The sequence below is a fragment of the Actibacterium sp. D185-2 genome (assembly GCF_054954595.1).
This window is the reverse complement of the sequence record NZ_JBPWNX010000001.1, coordinates 285,618-300,603: the sequence shown is the minus strand read 5'-3', so window position 1 is coordinate 300,603 and position 14,986 is coordinate 285,618. Positions and strand designations below refer to the sequence as shown.

Genomic DNA, 14,986 nt, shown 5'->3' with positions numbered 1-14,986 from the left:
TTGCCCTGTGGCGCCCGATCTGGAACGGTAAGCCCATGCTGAATCACGACCGGGGGGAGGAGGCGCAATGCCATTCGAATACAGACCATTCCCCTATGCCCCCCCGCCGGGGCTGACGGCGAAGGAACCCCCGCACAAGGTGATCATCGTCGGTGCCGGACCGACCGGCCTGGCCCTGGCGATCGGGCTGGCCGAACAGGGCGTGCCCTGCGTGGTGCTGGACAACAACAATGTCGCGGCCGTTGGCTCACGCGCGATCAGCTGGTCCAAGCGCAGCCTGGAGGTTTTCGACCGGCTTTGCATCGGCGACACGGTCGTGGACAAGGGCGTGGCGTGGAAGATCGCGCGCACCTATCACCACGATGCAGAGGTATTCAGCACCGATCTGTTGCCCGAAGCCGGGCATAAACGGCCCGCTTTCGTGAACCTGCAGCAATATTACATCGAGCAATACCTGGCCCAGCGCGCGCTGGAGAGCGAACTGATCGACCTGCGTTTTCTCAACACCGTCACCGCACTGGAGCAATCCGCCGAGGCCGGCTTCGTCACCGTCGAAACCCCGGACGGTGAATATGGCCTGAGCGCCGATTACATCATCGCCTGCGACGGGGCGAAATCACCGGTACGCGCGATGATGCGCCTGGATTTCGAGGGCGAGCTGTTCGAGGAAAACTTCCTGATCGCCGATATCGAGATGGAGGCCGACCTGCCCGCCGAGCGCCGGTTCTGGTTCGAGCCCCCCTTCCATCCCGGTCAGTCGGCGTTGCTGCACAAACAGCCCGACAACATGTACCGCATCGACCTGCAACTGGGCTGGGATGCCGACCCGGTGGAAGAGAAAAAGCCGGAAAACGTCATCCCCCGGATCGAGGCCATGCTGGGCCATTCCGATTTCCGGCTGGAATGGGTCAGCATTTACAGTTTCCAGTGCCGCCGGCTGCGCAGCTTCGTGCATGGGCGGGTGATCTTTGCCGGTGACAGCGCGCATGTCTTTTCCCCGTTCGGCGCGCTGGGTGGCAATTCCGGGGTTCAGGATGCCGACAATCTGGCCTGGAAACTGGCGGGGGTGCTGAACCGGCACGCCCCTGTCAGCCTGCTGGACAGCTACAATCGCGAACGGATCTTTGCCGCCGACGCAAACATCCTTGATTCCACCCGCACCACACGCTTCATGACCCCGGCGGACGGGGCCGAGCGGCTGTTTCGCGATCAGGTCTTGGCGCTGGCCCACAAGACCGACTTTGCCCATTCGTGGGTGAATTCCGGCCGGATCGCAGGTGCCGGCGCCTATCCCAGCACTGCACCGGACGACCCAACGCTGCCTGCCGCAACCCGCCCCGGCGCCGTGGCGCAGGACGCGCCGCAGGGCGACGACTGGCTGTTGGATACGCTGGGGGGCGCGGCAAAACTGCTGGCGATCAATTGCGCCGCCCCCGATCTGGGCCTGCCCGTGATCACGGGCGAGGCAAACCCGATCCTCAGCGCGCGCTACCTGGGGGACGCCGCACAGGCGCTGTACCTGATCCGCCCCGATCAGGTCATCGCCGCGCGTTGGGTCAAACCGGACGGGGTAGCTGTGAAAACAGCGCTTGATGCGCTGTGGGAGGGACAGGAATGAACCTGATCGACACGCCGCATCTGGCGGATCACGACGGATTCTATGCCGAGCTGCTGGCCAATCATCGCGGTTTGACCGAGGCCGAAAGCCAGGCGTTGAACGCCCGGCTGATCCTGATTTTGGCCAATCATATCGGCGATCGCGCGGTGCTGAGCGCGGCGCTGGATCTGGCCCGGCAAAGCTGACCGGGATTTAAGCCCAGGTCGGGTGGAACCTGTCGGCGGGCGATAGGGTAAAAATCTCGCACCCGTCCGCGGTCACGCCGACCGAATGCTCGAACTGTGCCGACAGCGATTTGTCGCGGGTCACGGCGGTCCAGTCATCGGCCAGAACCTTGGTTTCCGGCCGGCCCAGGTTCACCATCGGTTCGATGGTAAAGAACATCCCTTCCTCCAACACCGCGCCGGTGCCGGGGCGACCGTAATGCAGCACGTTGGGCGGTGCATGAAACACCCGGCCCAGCCCGTGGCCACAGAAATCGCGCACAACGCTCATGCGCTGCGCTTCGACATAGGCCTGAATTGCGTGGCCGATATCGCCGAAGGTGTTGCCGGGCTTCACCATCTCGATGCCCTTGAACAGCGAGTCGTGGGTCACCTGAATCAGCCGCTCGGCCTTGCGGCTGAGTTTCCCCGCCACATACATCCGCGACGTGTCGCCGTACCAGCCATCGACGATCACGGTGACGTCGATATTCAGGATATCGCCATCATTCAGTTTTTTATCGCCGGGGATGCCGTGGCACACGACATGATTGACCGAAATGCACGATGCATGCTGATAGCCCTTGTAGCCGATCGTGGCCGAGGTGGCCCCCGCCGCATCGACCCGTTCGGTGATGATCCGGTCCAACGCGCCCGTGGTCTGGCCGGGGGCGATATGCTCGGCGATCTCGTCCAGAATGCGTGCGGCCACTTCGCCGGCTTTACGCATCCCGGCAAAATCCGAAGCTTCGTAAATTCTGATGCCGTCCTTGGTCAGGCGGCCGCGCGTGCCATCGTCCAATGCGCTCTCCATCTTGTTTGATTGTTAGATAGTGCCCAATGGCGCGAAACGCCAGAGCAGCGGGGAAATCTAGCCCTGCCGACCGGGATCGACCGGCAGGGGCAGGCCGATTTCCACGCCCTCGGGGCTGATCGCCGTGCCATAGCACAGCATCTCGACCCCGGCGGCGCGGGCCGTATCGAAGGCACGCGCATAGGCCGGGTCGATATCCCCCGCCAGACGGAATCGCGCGCAATCGGTGCGCTGCACCAGATACAGCATCACCGCCCGGTGCCCCGCCGCCCGCATCGATGTCAACTCGGCCAGATGCTTGGCCCCGCGCGCCGTGACGCTGTCGGGAAACTCGGCCCAGTCGCCATCGCGCCGCAAGGTCACGCTTTTGACCTCGACATAGGTATCGGGCAGGTCCGCCCCCTGTAGCAAAAAGTCGATCCGGCTGTTTTTCCCGTATTTCACCTCGGCCCGCACCGTGCCGTACGCGGCCAGTTCGGCCACGCCGCCCGCCGTCAGCGCCGCACGCAACGCGCGGTTGGGCACCGATGTATCGACCCCCGTGAAATGGCCGTTTTCATGATCCACCAGCCGCCAGCCGTATTTCAGCTTTTTCTTCGGATCGTCGTTGGGTTCCAGCCACACCCGCATCCCCGGCTCGGCCAGCCCCAGCATCGAACCGGGATTGGCGCAATGGGCCGTCACCTCGGCCCCGTCGGCCAGGGTCACATCGGCCAGAAAGCGTTTATAGCGGCGGATCAGCCGACCGGGTACAAGAGGGGTTTGAAAGCGCATGTGGCGGACCTATACCGGCAGATAAGCCACGACAAGGAGGGGACCATGACCAACCCAACCGCAGCCATGCTCGTGATCGGCGACGAGATCCTGACCGGACGCACACGCGATGCGAACATGCACTACCTGGCGGGCGAGCTGACCAAACACGGCATCGCGCTGAAAGAGGTCCGTATCGTTTCGGACGAACCGCAGGCGATCAGGGATGCGGTCAATGATCTGCGCGCGGCCTATGACACGGTGTTCACCTCGGGCGGGATCGGCCCCACCCATGACGACATCACCGCCGACAACATCGCCGCCGCCTTCGGCGTGGGCATTTCAGTGCGCGACGACGCGCGCGCCCTGCTGGAGGCCCATTACGCGCGCACCGGGGCCGAATTCAACGACGCGCGCCTGCGCATGGCCCGCATCCCCGACGGGGCCACGCTGATCGACAACCCGATTTCCATCGCGCCGGGCTTTACCCTGGACAATGTGCATGTGATGGCGGGCGTGCCGAATATCTTTCAGGCGATGGTGGCCTCTGTGCTGCCGACGCTGACCGGCGGCGATCCGCTGCTCAGTCAGACTTTGCGTATCAATCGCGGCGAGGGCGAAATCGCCGGACCGCTGGCCGCGCTCGCCGGGGATTTTCCCGATCTTTCGGTCGGCTCCTACCCGTTCGTGCGCAATGGCAGCTATGGCGCCAACATCGTGATCCGCGGCACCGACGCGGCCCGGGTCGACGCCGCCATGACCCGGCTGGCATCGCTGTTCCCCGAGGTTTCGGCGTGAGCGCAACCCTTTACGACGTGGCCGAGGCCACCTGGCCCGCCGCAAGCGCCACCCGCACCGGCCCGTGGATGATCCGCGACGGCCAGGGCGGCGGCAAGCGTGTCTCTGCCGCCACCGCCGAGGCCCCGGTTACCGCCGCCGATCTGCCCCAGGCCGAGGCCGCGATGGACGCGCTGGGTCAGGTGCCGCTGTTCATGATCCGCGCGGGCGACGCGGCGCTGGACGCCCTGCTGGACGCCGCCGGGTACGTCATCGTGGATCCGGTCGTGATTTATGCCGCGCCGGTGGCCGATCTTGCCACCCCGCGCCCGCCGCCGGTAACCGCCTTCACCATCTGGAAACCCCTGCGGATCATGGAGGAGCTGTGGGCCGAAGGCGGCATCGGCCCCGCCCGGCTGGCTGTGATGGGCCGGGTGCAAGGACCGAAAACCGCCGTTCTGGGCCGCGTCAACGACCGCGTGGCCGGCACGGCGTTTCTGGCGATTCACGAAAAAACCGCCATGCTGCACGCACTGGAGGTGACACAGACCCAGCGTCGGCAAGGAACCGCCGTCAACATGATGCGTGAGGCCGCCTTTTGGGCACAATCCCATGGGGCTGAAACGCTTGCCGTGCTGGTTACCAAGGCCAACGCCCCGGCCCGTGCTCTCTATGCTTCCTTGGGGATGCAGGATGTGGGATACTATCATTACAGAATAAAAGCGCCCAAAGAGGCCTGAGCAGGTGAACAACGCCAGACTCGCACTCCGTGCGCTGAACCCGGTCTTGGGTCAGCCGCGCCGCCTTGCCAATCGGGTACCGACCGGCACCCGGTTTTTCGGGCTGCGCCCCATCCCCCCTGGAACAGCCCAAGACACCGCGGTGAAAATTGCCGCAATATTAACGAACTCCGGTGCTATGATGGGAAGCAGGACCCGGCAGATGCCGTATAGTTGCGTGTGCAGATGAAAATGCGTGGGATCATAGGTGTTGCCTGTATCACGCTCGCCTCGATGGGTGCGGGCGCCCAGGTGCTTGAATTTCCCGCCCAGGCCAATCGCACCGCCGAGCAGGTCGAAACCCTGGCCAGCTATCGCCTGCCCATCGGTCCGTGGGACGGCGACCGGGTTCAGACCATCTGGGCCGAGGGAGAGATCACACGCCAGGCCTGGCAGCTTCCGGCCGAGGGCCTGACCACGTTACAATTGCTTGCCCCGTTGCGTCAGCAACTGGACGCCGAAGACTTTGACATCCTGTATGAATGCGAAGCCCAAACCTGCGGCGGATTCGATTTCCGCTATGCGATCGACATTCTGCCCGAACCCGAAATGCATGTGGATCTGGGCGATTACCGCTTTATCGCAGCCCAGCGGATGGGCCCCGAGCAGCCCGAATATATCAGCCTGATGGTCAGCCGCTCGTCGCTGCGCGGTTTCGTGCAGGTGATCCGCGTGGGCCCGTCGCTGGGGCTGGATACCGCGCTGTTTTCGGCCTCGACCAAGACCCCCGAACCTGAAATGGGCGTGCCTGCGGCGCTGGCCACACCGCTGGGCGATACGCTGGAACATGCGGGCCACGCGGTGCTGGCCGATCTGACATTTGAAACCGGGTCCGCGCGTCTGGGCGCGGGCAGCTTCGCCTCGCTGACCGCGCTGGCCGATTATTTGCTGGCCCATCCTGACCGCTCGGTCGTTCTGGTCGGCCATACCGATGCCGAAGGCGGGCTGGACGGCAATATCGCCCTGTCACGCCAGCGGGCACAGTCGGTCATGACCTATCTGATCAAGGCGCTGAATGTGCCCGCGCGCCAGATCAACGCCCAAGGCGTCGGCTATCTGTCGCCAATGGCCAGCAACCTGACCGATGACGGCCGCATCCAAAACAGACGGGTCGAGGTGATCCTCACCTCGACCCGCTAGCATCGCCTTGTAACCTTGCCCATCGGCGCTACCAGGTGTCGGGGTTCTTGTTCGCAAAGCTGTCCACCAGAAAATCGATGAAAGCGCGCACTTTGGGCTGGGTGAACCGGCCCGGCGGATAGACCGCGTAGATGCCCAGGGTTTCCGCGGGCAGATCGGGAATCGCCTCTTCGACCAGCCCGGCCTTCATTGCGTCGCGGAACAGAAAGCTGGGCAGATAGGCAATGCCAAGCCCCGAAATCGCCGCGTTCAACAGCGACTGACCATCGTTCACCGTCAGCCAGCCCGCCGTGCGCACCTGCCGCTTTTCGCCCGACGGCGCGGTGATCTTCCAGACATTGCCGCTGGCCTGATTGGAATAATGCAGCAGCTTGTGCTCGTTCAGATCGTCGATCTTTTGCGGGCGGCCGTATTTTCGGAAATAGTCCGGCGATCCGATCATCCGCTTGGTGGTATCGGTCAGCTTGCGCGCGCGCAGGGTGCTGTCCTCCAACTCGCCCACCCGGATCGCCATGTCGAACCCTTCCGAGATCAGCTCCACATAACGGTTATTCAGAACCATGTTCACGGTGATGTCGGGATATTCCTGCAAGAAGGTTCCCAGCACCGGCGACAGGTGATTGACGCCGAAATCCGTGGCGACCGAAATGCGCAGCAACCCCGAGGGCGCCGATTGCATCGAGGTAACCAGCGCATCCGCCTCGCCCGCGTCATTCAGCACCCGGCGGGCCCGATCGTAATAGGCCAGACCGATTTCGGTGGGGCTGACCCGGCGGGTGGTCCGGTTCAGAAGCCGCGCGCCAAGACGGGCCTCAAGCGATGACACATGCTTGGACACGGCGGATTTGGAAATCCCCATCTTCTTGGCGGCATCGGTAAAGCCGCCCTGGTCCACAACCGTGGCAAATGCTTCCATCTCGGTCAATCGATCCATCTCGAACCCTTCAAGCATTCAATTTGCTTCCCCCTTATCGGGGCGAATTCAGGCAAGAATGGGGAAACGGGCCGACAATACTGCGGTATTCCCTTGGATCGTAGAGCAATGGGAAACGGGCCGCCGGCCCGTTTCCACGCCGTCACAGCACCGCGGCCAGCCGTGTGCCCTGATCGATCGCGCGTTTGGCGTCCAGTTCGGCCGCCACATCGGCACCGCCGATCACATGCGCGGCAATCCCTTCGGCGGCCAGCGCGTCGGCCAGCCCGCGCTCGGGCAATTGCCCCGCGCACAGCACGATCGTATCGGCCCCGATCAGGGTCGGATTCTCGCGCGCCGCGCCAAAAGAGACATGCAACCCCTCGGGCGTGATCCGCTCATAATTCACCCCCGACAACATCTTCACACCCTTGGCGTGCAATGTGGCGCGGTGAATCCAGCCGGTGGTCTTGCCCAGCCGCTTGCCGGGCTTTTCCGGCTTGCGCTGCAACAGCGTGACCTGCCGCGCGGATACCTCGGGTTGCGGCCCCTGTGGCGCCAGCCCGCCGCGATGCGCCGCCGGATCGGCCACGCCCCACTCCGCCATCCACTGTGGCAAATCGGCGGTCGGGCTGGTGCCGTCCTCGACCAGATATTCGGCCACGTCGAACCCGATTCCGCCGGCCCCGACAACCGCCACGCGCACACCGACCGCCGCCTTGTCGCGCAGCACGTCGATATAGCTCAGCACATGCGGCAGATCCTGCCCCTCGATCCCCGGATCGCGCGGCGCCACCCCGGTGGCAATGACCACCTCGTCAAACCCTTTCAGGTCTTCAACGCCGGCCTCGTGGCCCAGCCGCGTCTCGATCCCGCTTTGCGCCACCATCGTCGTGAACCAATCCACCAAGCCGTGGAATTCCTCCTTGCCCGGCACCTGCTTGGCCATGTTCAACTGCCCGCCCAGCGTACCGGCCTTATCGAACAGCGTCACGCGGTGGCCCCGCCCCGCCGCCGTCAGCGCCGCCGACAGGCCCGCAGGCCCCGCGCCCACCACCGCGATCCGCTTGGATGCCACGACCGGATCCAGCGTCAACTCTGTCTCGTAGCAGGCACGTGGATTGACCAGACAGGTGCTGATCTTGCCGCCGAAGGTGTGATCCAGACAGGCCTGATTGCAGGCGATGCAGGGCGCGATCTGTGCCGTGCGGCCGGTTGCCGCCTTGGCCACGAAATCCGGATCCGCCAGAAACGGCCGCGCCATCGACACCATATCGGCGCACCCCTCGGCCAGCACGCTTTCCGCCACGCCCGGCGTGTTGATCCGGTTCGAGGCGATCACCGGGATCCCCACCTGCCCCATCAGCTTTTTCGTCACCCAGGCAAAGGCCCGGCGCGGCACCGATGTGGCGATGGTGGGCACCCGGGCCTCGTGCCAGCCGATGCCGGTGTTGATGATCGTGGCGCCCGCCGCCTCGACCGCCTGCGCCAGTTGCACCACCTCGTCAAACGTCGACCCCTCGGGCACCAGATCGATCATCGACAGCCGGTAGATCACAATGAAATCATCCCCCACGGCGGCGCGCACCCGGCGCAGCACCGTCAACGGCAGACGCATCCGGTTTTCATAGGATCCGCCCCAGCGATCCGTGCGCTTGTTGGTATGGGCCACCAGAAACTGGTTCAGGAAATAGCCCTCGGATCCCATCACCTCGACCCCGTCATAGCCTGCCTCGCGGGCGCGGGCGGCGGCGGTGACCATATCCGCGATCTGCTTTTCGATCCCCTCCTCATCCAGTTCCCTGGGCGGGAATGGCGAGATCGGCGATTTCACCGGGCTGGGCGCCACGCAATCGGGCCCATACGCATACCGGCCCGCATGCAGGATCTGCATCGCGATCTTGCCGCCCGCCGCATGTACCCGGTCGGTCACGATCCGGTGGTTGGCGATGTCCTGCGCCGTATAAAGCCCGGCCGCGCCGGGAAAAACGCCACCCTCGGGATTGGGCGCCATGCCGCCGGTCACCATCAGCCCGACACCGCCCCGCGCCCGTGTGGCATAAAATTCGGCGACCCGGTTCCAGTCGCCGCGCTCTTCCAGCCCGGTATGCATGGACCCCATCAGAACGCGGTTCTTCAGCGTGGTGAAACCCAGATCGAGCGGGGCCAGAAAATGCGGATATTCGGTCATGTCGTCCTCCCTTGACACCAAAGGATGGAAACTGCCGCGCCGCTTGTCACGCGCAACGCGGCGTCATCGCCCCTGCCATGTGCGCTTCTTCTCGGCAAAAATACTCGAACTCCGCCGCCGCCACCCGCGCGCGGGTGCTGGGCGGGCTACATCGTTTCCAGACAATGGCGGCGGAACGCCTTTTTCAGCATGTCCAACTCGGCGCGCAGCAAATCCACCTCGGCACGAATGTCGTCCTCCAGCGGCTCGCCGGTGACGATGGTGAAACTGTCCAGCGTGATACCGCTGTCCGCATCGCGGATCAGAAAGGTCTGAACCCCGTCGCCCAGCATCTGCGCCGGAATCGGGACCGTGACCAGATACCGCCCCGGCACCGCCGCGTCAGCGGCCACCGCGATGCCCTCGACCGGTTGCTCCAGATGCCGCACCTCCAGCCGGGGCGCGGGCATGTCTGCCGGCTGCAGTTCCAGCACACCCTCCCAGACCCCTGCCCGGATGCGCGTCTTTGTCAGCACCATTTGCGTCATCGGATCCTCCGTTACAGCTCTGCCCGCGCGCGGCGGCTCAGCGTGACGTCGCGCAGGATGATCTCGTTCATTTCCGGGCCTTCGAAGATCAGATCCAGCCACATCCGTTCGATCCGCTTTTCATTGAGCTTGGTGTAGGCCAGATCGAATTCGACGAACACATCCTCTTCGCTCAGCGGCAGTTCGCGCACGATCTGTTCGGTGTTGGGCCCGTGGCGGATGTTCAGACGCGCGAAAATCTCTAACGGTTTTTCAGCCTCGACGATGACATCCAGCCGCACCAGATGGCGACGTGTCAGCCCCTGCACCGCCTCGCTCGGAAGCTCGACCACCAGCGACAGAAAAGAGCCGTCGAACCGGAACACATCCATCCGCAGCCCGAACGGCGCCAGATCGGTTTCCCGTGTGTTGCGCACCTGGCGCACCGTCAGTTCGCTGACGCGGCAATCGTGAAACACCGTCACCTCGTCGCCGATCGCGGCCTTCGACTCGACCGCCGCGGCGCCCGGCCGGTCCAGCGGCCCGCGCCACAACTGCGGGCGATAGGCCCAATCCGATCCCATCGGCTTGCGGATCGCGTTGGAGCCGATCAGCGGCAGGCTGAGCCGGCTGTCGGCCACATGGATCAGCCGGTCGATCTGGCGGCGCAGCAGCCGGGCACGGCTGCGCTGCAACTTGAGCCCCGGCAAATCCTGGGCACCGGCGCGGTCGGCCGCACGCGACCAGCGCCGCAGCGCCCGCGCCTGCACCACCCGATCCATCAGCGCCTCAAGCCGCTTCGCCATTGTGCCTCACTTCCATATCTTCGAACCATCGCCGGCGATACTAGGCGAAGGTCGTGAACGTTTCATCCGTAGAAAAAGGATTGTTGCTGCCTGATGCAAAATATCGCAATCCGGGTCAACTCTCCGGTGTCGGGCCCCGGCTTTCGCTCAGGATCCGCGCGGCGAACCCGGACAGCGTGGCCAGCCCCGCGTCGTCCGAAATCGGGTGTCCCTCCAGCGCGGAAACCGAGGCCGACACGATCTGGCCGTTGACGTCGAAGATGGCGCGCCACACGTCCTCGCTCAGGCCCGGCGTGCTGTCGGGGCTGCTGTCGCGGGCGTGGATGATGAACACACCGTCGCGGGTCGAGGTCCGGATCACCCGGACACTTTCGGCCCGGCCATCCCGCGCCAGCGCCGCGCGCCCCGCGGGCGAGGCGAAGAACGCCTTCAACTGCCCGGTCTGCGCGCTGATCGGGGCCTCGCCGGTGGTTTGCTGCGTCACGGTCGCGGTCAGCAGCGCCGGGACCCGCGGGCGCGGCGCATCGGCATCGCCCGTGACCGAGGCACAGCTTGCCAGCAGAACGAAATCGCCGCCGGTGGCGCGCGTATCCACACAATAGCCGCGCGGGCCCGCCACCACCACGTCCCCTTGGGCCACGGCAATCTTTTCCGGTGCGGTACCGCCCGGCACCTGCATGCAGCCCGACAGGATCAGCACCAGCGACAGCAACGCCGCCGGTGCGGGACAAGCCCTAGAGATCCATATAGACATGCGTCTCTGCAATCGCGCCCGGATGGGTCACCGCCCCACGGCGGGTATCACCCACAAGCTGTGCATATTTCCACAGCGCACCCGAGGCATAGTTGGTCTTGCGCGGGCCTTTCCAATCGGCCTTGCGCGCGGCCAGATCCGCATCGCTGACCGCGACCGAAATCTCGCCGCGGATTGCGTCGATGGTAATCATGTCGCCATCCTTGAGCAGCGCAATGGGGCCGCCATGCGCGGCCTCGGGGCCGACATGGCCCACGCAAAAGCCGCGCGTCGCACCCGAAAACCGGCCATCGGTGATCAGCGCCACCTTCTTGCCCATGCCCTGGCCCGAAAGGGCGGCGGTGGTCGCCAGCATCTCGCGCATTCCCGGCCCGCCTGCGGGGCCTTCGTTGCGGATCACCATAACCTCGCCTTCCTTGTAGCTGCGCGCCTGCACGGCGGCGAAGGCTTCTTCCTCACATTCGAACACGCGGGCCGGGCCGGTGAACACCTGCTGCTCCTCGCTCATGCCCGCGACCTTCACGATCGCGCCTTCGGGGGCAAGGTTGCCCTTCAGGCCGACAACGCCGCCGGTGGCGCTGATCGGGGTTTCGACCGGATAGATCACGCGGCCATCGGCCTCATGCGTGATCAGGTCCAGCTCTTCGCCCATGGTCCGGCCGCTGGCCGTCATGCAATCCTCGTGCATCAGCCCGGCCTTGCGCAGTTCTTTCATCACCACCGGCACGCCCCCGGCCTCGTAGAGATCCTTGGCCACATACTGACCGCCCGGTTTCAGATCGACGAAATAGGGCGTGTCGCGGAAGATGTCGGTCACGTCGAACAGGTCGAAATCGATCCCGGCCTCATGCGCCATCGCGGGCAGGTGCAGCCCGGCATTTGTCGACCCGCCGGTACAGGCCACCACGCGCGCGGCGTTTTCCAGCGATTTTCGGGTGACGATGTCGCGGGCGCGGATGTTCTTTTCCACCAGATTCATCACCGCCTGGCCGGAAGCCTCGCCATACTGGTCGCGGCTCTCATAAGGGGCGGGCGCGCCAGAGGAGTTCATAAGCGCAAGGCCCACGGCCTCGGACACGCAGGCCATGGTGTTGGCGGTGAACTGACCGCCGCAGGCGCCCGCGCTAGGGCAGGCGGCACGTTCGAGGATTTCCAGCTCGGCGTCGGACATGTTGCCGGCCTGATGCTGGCCCACGGCCTCGAACACGTCCTGCACGGTCAGATCGCGGCCATTCAGACGGCCCGGCAGGATCGACCCGCCATAGATGAACACCGACGGCACATTCAGGCGGATCATCGCCATCATCATCCCCGGCAGCGACTTGTCGCAGCCGGCAAGGCCCACGATCGCGTCATAGCAATGGCCGCGCATGGTCAGTTCGACCGTGTCGGCAATGGCTTCGCGCGACGCAAGCGAACTGCGCATGCCTTCGTGCCCCATCGCGATGCCGTCGGTCACGGTGATGGTGGTAAATTCGCGCGGGGTGCCGCCGCCAACCTTGACGCCCTGTTTCACGGACTGGGCCTGTCGGTTCAGTGCAATATTGCAGGGGGCCGCCTCGTTCCAGCAGGTGGCGACGCCGACCAGTGGCTGGTGAATTTCCTGTTCACTGATCCCCATCGCATAAAGGTACGATCGGTGCGGCGCGCGCTCCGGGCCTTCGGTCACATGGCGGCTGGGCAGGGTGGATTTGTCGAAACGGCTATTGCGCATGAGGTCCTCCTCGGGTCTGGCTTGGCCAAGGGGAATATCCCCCACGCCCGGCTTTCACAAGCTTCATTGATGCCGCGCCTGGGCCGGTCTAGGCTCCGGGCCGAAGGACGGACCCCGATGCGCTATGCCCCTTACGAACGTCTTGTCGCCCCCGCCCGCGCCCGGTGCGAGATTTGGCGCACCGTCGCAGGATATCTGCTGGCCAGTTCCGCACAGACCGGTCTGATCTTCGCGCTATACGCGCTGGCGGTGCTTCTGGTGGGCGAGGATCGGGCCGAATCCGCCTATACCGGCATCTTTTTCAGCACCCTGACCACCACCGACACGCTGCTGATGCTGGGGTCTTACGGGTTTCTTCTGGTGGGGGTGGTTCTGGTCGTAACCCAGCTTCACAAGCGGCCCGTGGTGACCCTGATCGGCCCGCCGCACCTGGCGCTGCACCATTTTCTGCGCTGCGCGCGGGCGCTGGCGGTGCTTTATGTCGCGATGTGGCTGTTGCTGCCCGGCGGCAACGCCGATTTGCACCGCAACCTGGCCTTCAACCAGTGGCTGCTGGTTTTGCCGCTGTCGCTGAGCGTGCTGCTGGTCCAGACCGGGGCCGAAGAAGTGCTGTTTCGCGGCTATCTGCAACAACAGTTCGCCGCGCGCTTTGCCTCGCCCGTGATCTGGATGGGGGTGCCAGCGCTGATCTTTGCCTGGGGTCATTACAGCATCGATCAGGCCGGACAGAATGCCGCCTATACCGCGATCTGGGCCGGGCTGTTCGCGCTGGCCGCGTCCGATCTGACCGCACGCACCGGCACGCTGGGCGCGGCTGTCGCGCTGCACTTCATCAACAATGTCGGGGCGATTCTGTTCGTTTCCCTGCCGGGGCCGGTGTCGGGCCTGTCGCTTTACACCTATCCGTTCGGGATGGATTCGCCGCAGATTCAGCCCTATTTCGCAATCGATCTGGCGATGCTTTTCGTCAGTTGGCTGACCGCGCGGGTGGCCCTTCGGGTCTGAGATTGCAGGCGGTGTCGCACCGCGCTAGCCTGCCCGCAACCCCGCCGACCGGCAGAAGGATCCCCCATGCGCGCGCCTGAATTCGCGGCCTATATCCACCCCGCCCGCCTGTATCCCGACCTGTGGCGGCTGGGGCTGGGCCTGTTGCTGATCGTGTTTTGCTATACCGGGTTCTTCGCCATCATGCTGGTGGCGCTGTATCCGATCACCGGGCCGCTGGAGTATTTCGGTTTCCTGACGAAACTGCGCCAACCGGCCGAGCCGTGGCCGGTGCTGTTCGTGCTGTTCAGCTTTGCCGGGATGTTTCTGGGCCCGGTCGTCGCCGCGGCCGCCTGCCACGGGCGCGGACCGGGCAGCCTGTTCGGCCCGGCGGGCGAAACCCTGCGCGGTTTTGGCCTGACCGTGGCGGTTCTGGTGCCGATCTATGCGCTGTCGCTGGCCCTTGGCTGGTGGTTGTCCCCGAACCTGCCCAATCTGGCACTGGATCGCTGGCTGCGGTTTCTGCCGCTGGCGCTGCCACTGATCCTGCTGCAGACCAGCGCCGAGGAACTGCTGTTTCGCGGCTATCTGCAACAGCAGCTTGCCGCGCGGTTCGCCGCCCGCTGGATCTGGATGGGGCTGCCCGCCCTGATCTTCACCGCGCTGCACTGGAACCCCGAGGCCGGGGCCAATATCTGGCTGATTCTGTCCGTCACGCTGGGTTTCGCGCTGATCGCCGCCGATCTGACCGAACAGACCGGCAGCCTGGGCGCGGCCATCGGGCTGCATTTCATGAACAACGTCTTTGCGATGCTGGTGGTCTCGGTCAAGGGCACGATCACCGGCCTGTCGCTGTTCATCACCCCCTACGGCGTGGCGGATGCCACCTCGGTGCCGCTTGGGCTGGGGCTGGACATGATCCTTCTTTTTGTTGTCTGGCGCCTTCTGCGCGTCGTCATTTGCCGATAGTCAGATTGCAATTCAAAGCGCCCCGGCTTATTTCGGGCACAACATCGCAGCGATAGGCCCGGCCA

The 14,986-nt window shown here is 64.8% G+C and carries 15 protein-coding genes; 7 read left to right on the top strand and 8 right to left on the bottom strand.

Annotation, left to right across the window (positions count from 1 at the left end):
- Positions 1 to 67: 67 nt before the first annotated feature.
- Positions 68 to 1,618, top strand: coding sequence for an FAD-dependent monooxygenase (locus ACSR1C_RS01560; protein ID WP_460257561.1), 1,551 nt, complete (start codon positions 68 to 70; stop codon positions 1,616 to 1,618).
- Entirely contained in the window at positions 1,615 to 1,803 is a 189-nt protein-coding gene (locus ACSR1C_RS01555) for a DUF2783 domain-containing protein (RefSeq protein WP_460257560.1), read from the top strand. Before ACSR1C_RS01560 ends, ACSR1C_RS01555 begins: the two co-directional genes overlap by 4 nt.
- A gap of 7 nt (positions 1,804 to 1,810) precedes the next feature.
- Here the strand turns inward: ACSR1C_RS01555 and map are convergent, their stop codons facing one another.
- Together map and sfsA are read right to left on the bottom strand one after the other, a co-directional pair.
- Positions 1,811 to 2,623 (bottom strand): type I methionyl aminopeptidase, encoded by an 813-nt coding sequence (gene map / locus ACSR1C_RS01550; RefSeq protein ID WP_460257559.1) that lies wholly within the window; start codon positions 2,621 to 2,623, stop codon positions 1,811 to 1,813.
- Between the two features lie 69 nt (positions 2,624 to 2,692).
- Positions 2,693 to 3,409, bottom strand: a complete 717-nt coding sequence (sfsA, locus tag ACSR1C_RS01545; RefSeq protein ID WP_460257558.1) for a DNA/RNA nuclease SfsA — start codon at positions 3,407 to 3,409, stop codon at positions 2,693 to 2,695.
- A gap of 45 nt (positions 3,410 to 3,454) precedes the next feature.
- On the opposite strand from sfsA, the gene ACSR1C_RS01540 reads away from it, so the two are divergent.
- The 3 genes from ACSR1C_RS01540 (at position 3,455) to ACSR1C_RS01530 (ending at position 6,084) form a co-directional block, all read left to right on the top strand.
- Complete coding sequence (locus ACSR1C_RS01540; RefSeq protein ID WP_460257557.1) at positions 3,455 to 4,186, top strand: competence/damage-inducible protein A; 732 nt, start codon at positions 3,455 to 3,457, stop codon at positions 4,184 to 4,186.
- Positions 4,183 to 4,905 carry a GNAT family N-acetyltransferase gene (locus ACSR1C_RS01535; protein ID WP_460257556.1) on the top strand — a complete coding sequence of 241 codons (723 nt, stop codon included), beginning with the start codon at positions 4,183 to 4,185 and terminating at the stop codon, positions 4,903 to 4,905. The genes ACSR1C_RS01540 and ACSR1C_RS01535 overlap by 4 nt, the downstream gene beginning before the upstream one ends.
- 231 nt (positions 4,906 to 5,136) lie before the next feature.
- Positions 5,137 to 6,084, top strand: a complete 948-nt coding sequence (locus ACSR1C_RS01530; protein WP_460257555.1) for an OmpA family protein — start codon at positions 5,137 to 5,139, stop codon at positions 6,082 to 6,084.
- A 28-nt stretch (positions 6,085 to 6,112) separates the two neighbouring features.
- On the opposite strand, the gene ACSR1C_RS01525 is transcribed toward ACSR1C_RS01530, so the two are convergent.
- The 6 genes from ACSR1C_RS01525 to ilvD form a co-directional block, all read right to left on the bottom strand.
- Positions 6,113 to 7,018, bottom strand: coding sequence for a LysR family transcriptional regulator (locus tag ACSR1C_RS01525; protein ID WP_460257927.1), 906 nt, complete (start codon positions 7,016 to 7,018; stop codon positions 6,113 to 6,115).
- Between the two features lie 142 nt (positions 7,019 to 7,160).
- Positions 7,161 to 9,188 (bottom strand): oxidoreductase, encoded by a 2,028-nt coding sequence (locus tag ACSR1C_RS01520; RefSeq protein ID WP_460257554.1) that lies wholly within the window; start codon positions 9,186 to 9,188, stop codon positions 7,161 to 7,163.
- Positions 9,189 to 9,334: 146 nt separating this feature from the next.
- Positions 9,335 to 9,715, bottom strand: coding sequence for a hypothetical protein (locus ACSR1C_RS01515; protein WP_460257553.1), 381 nt, complete (start codon positions 9,713 to 9,715; stop codon positions 9,335 to 9,337).
- Positions 9,716 to 9,726: 11 nt separating this feature from the next.
- Positions 9,727 to 10,500, bottom strand: a complete 774-nt coding sequence (locus tag ACSR1C_RS01510; RefSeq protein ID WP_460257552.1) for a DUF6478 family protein — start codon at positions 10,498 to 10,500, stop codon at positions 9,727 to 9,729.
- Between the two features lie 115 nt (positions 10,501 to 10,615).
- Complete coding sequence (locus ACSR1C_RS01505; RefSeq protein ID WP_460257551.1) at positions 10,616 to 11,254, bottom strand: hypothetical protein; 639 nt, start codon at positions 11,252 to 11,254, stop codon at positions 10,616 to 10,618.
- Positions 11,235 to 12,968, bottom strand: coding sequence for a dihydroxy-acid dehydratase (gene ilvD / locus ACSR1C_RS01500; RefSeq protein WP_460257550.1), 1,734 nt, complete (start codon positions 12,966 to 12,968; stop codon positions 11,235 to 11,237). The genes ACSR1C_RS01505 and ilvD overlap by 20 nt, the downstream gene beginning before the upstream one ends.
- 117 nt (positions 12,969 to 13,085) lie before the next feature.
- On the opposite strand from ilvD, the gene ACSR1C_RS01495 reads away from it, so the two are divergent.
- Complete coding sequence (locus ACSR1C_RS01495) at positions 13,086 to 13,973, top strand: lysostaphin resistance A-like protein (RefSeq protein ID WP_460257549.1); 888 nt, start codon at positions 13,086 to 13,088, stop codon at positions 13,971 to 13,973.
- Between the two features lie 66 nt (positions 13,974 to 14,039).
- Positions 14,040 to 14,921 (top strand): lysostaphin resistance A-like protein, encoded by an 882-nt coding sequence (locus ACSR1C_RS01490; RefSeq protein ID WP_460257548.1) that lies wholly within the window; start codon positions 14,040 to 14,042, stop codon positions 14,919 to 14,921.
- The last annotated feature ends 65 nt before the right edge of the window (positions 14,922 to 14,986 follow it).

Bases quoted from the DNA above. Each gene is read 5' to 3' on its own strand.
- sfsA (WP_460257558.1), bottom strand. From the start codon at position 3,409: ATGCGCTTTCAAACCCCTCTTGTACCCGGTCGGCTGATCCGCCGCTAT.
- ACSR1C_RS01515 (WP_460257553.1), bottom strand. From the start codon at position 9,715: ATGACGCAAATGGTGCTGACAAAGACGCGCATCCGGGCAGGGGTCTGG.
- ACSR1C_RS01510 (WP_460257552.1), bottom strand. From the start codon at position 10,500: ATGGCGAAGCGGCTTGAGGCGCTGATGGATCGGGTGGTGCAGGCGCGG.
- ACSR1C_RS01495 (WP_460257549.1), top strand. From the start codon at position 13,086: ATGCGCTATGCCCCTTACGAACGTCTTGTCGCCCCCGCCCGCGCCCGG.
- ACSR1C_RS01490 (WP_460257548.1), top strand. From the start codon at position 14,040: ATGCGCGCGCCTGAATTCGCGGCCTATATCCACCCCGCCCGCCTGTAT.
- ilvD (WP_460257550.1), bottom strand. From the start codon at position 12,968: ATGCGCAATAGCCGTTTCGACAAATCCACCCTGCCCAGCCGCCATGTG.
- ACSR1C_RS01560 (WP_460257561.1), top strand. From the start codon at position 68: ATGCCATTCGAATACAGACCATTCCCCTATGCCCCCCCGCCGGGGCTG.
- ACSR1C_RS01505 (WP_460257551.1), bottom strand. From the start codon at position 11,254: ATGTCTATATGGATCTCTAGGGCTTGTCCCGCACCGGCGGCGTTGCTG.
- ACSR1C_RS01540 (WP_460257557.1), top strand. From the start codon at position 3,455: ATGACCAACCCAACCGCAGCCATGCTCGTGATCGGCGACGAGATCCTG.
- ACSR1C_RS01555 (WP_460257560.1), top strand. From the start codon at position 1,615: ATGAACCTGATCGACACGCCGCATCTGGCGGATCACGACGGATTCTAT.
- ACSR1C_RS01520 (WP_460257554.1), bottom strand. From the start codon at position 9,188: ATGACCGAATATCCGCATTTTCTGGCCCCGCTCGATCTGGGTTTCACC.
- ACSR1C_RS01530 (WP_460257555.1), top strand. From the start codon at position 5,137: ATGCGTGGGATCATAGGTGTTGCCTGTATCACGCTCGCCTCGATGGGT.
- ACSR1C_RS01525 (WP_460257927.1), bottom strand. From the start codon at position 7,018: ATGGATCGATTGACCGAGATGGAAGCATTTGCCACGGTTGTGGACCAG.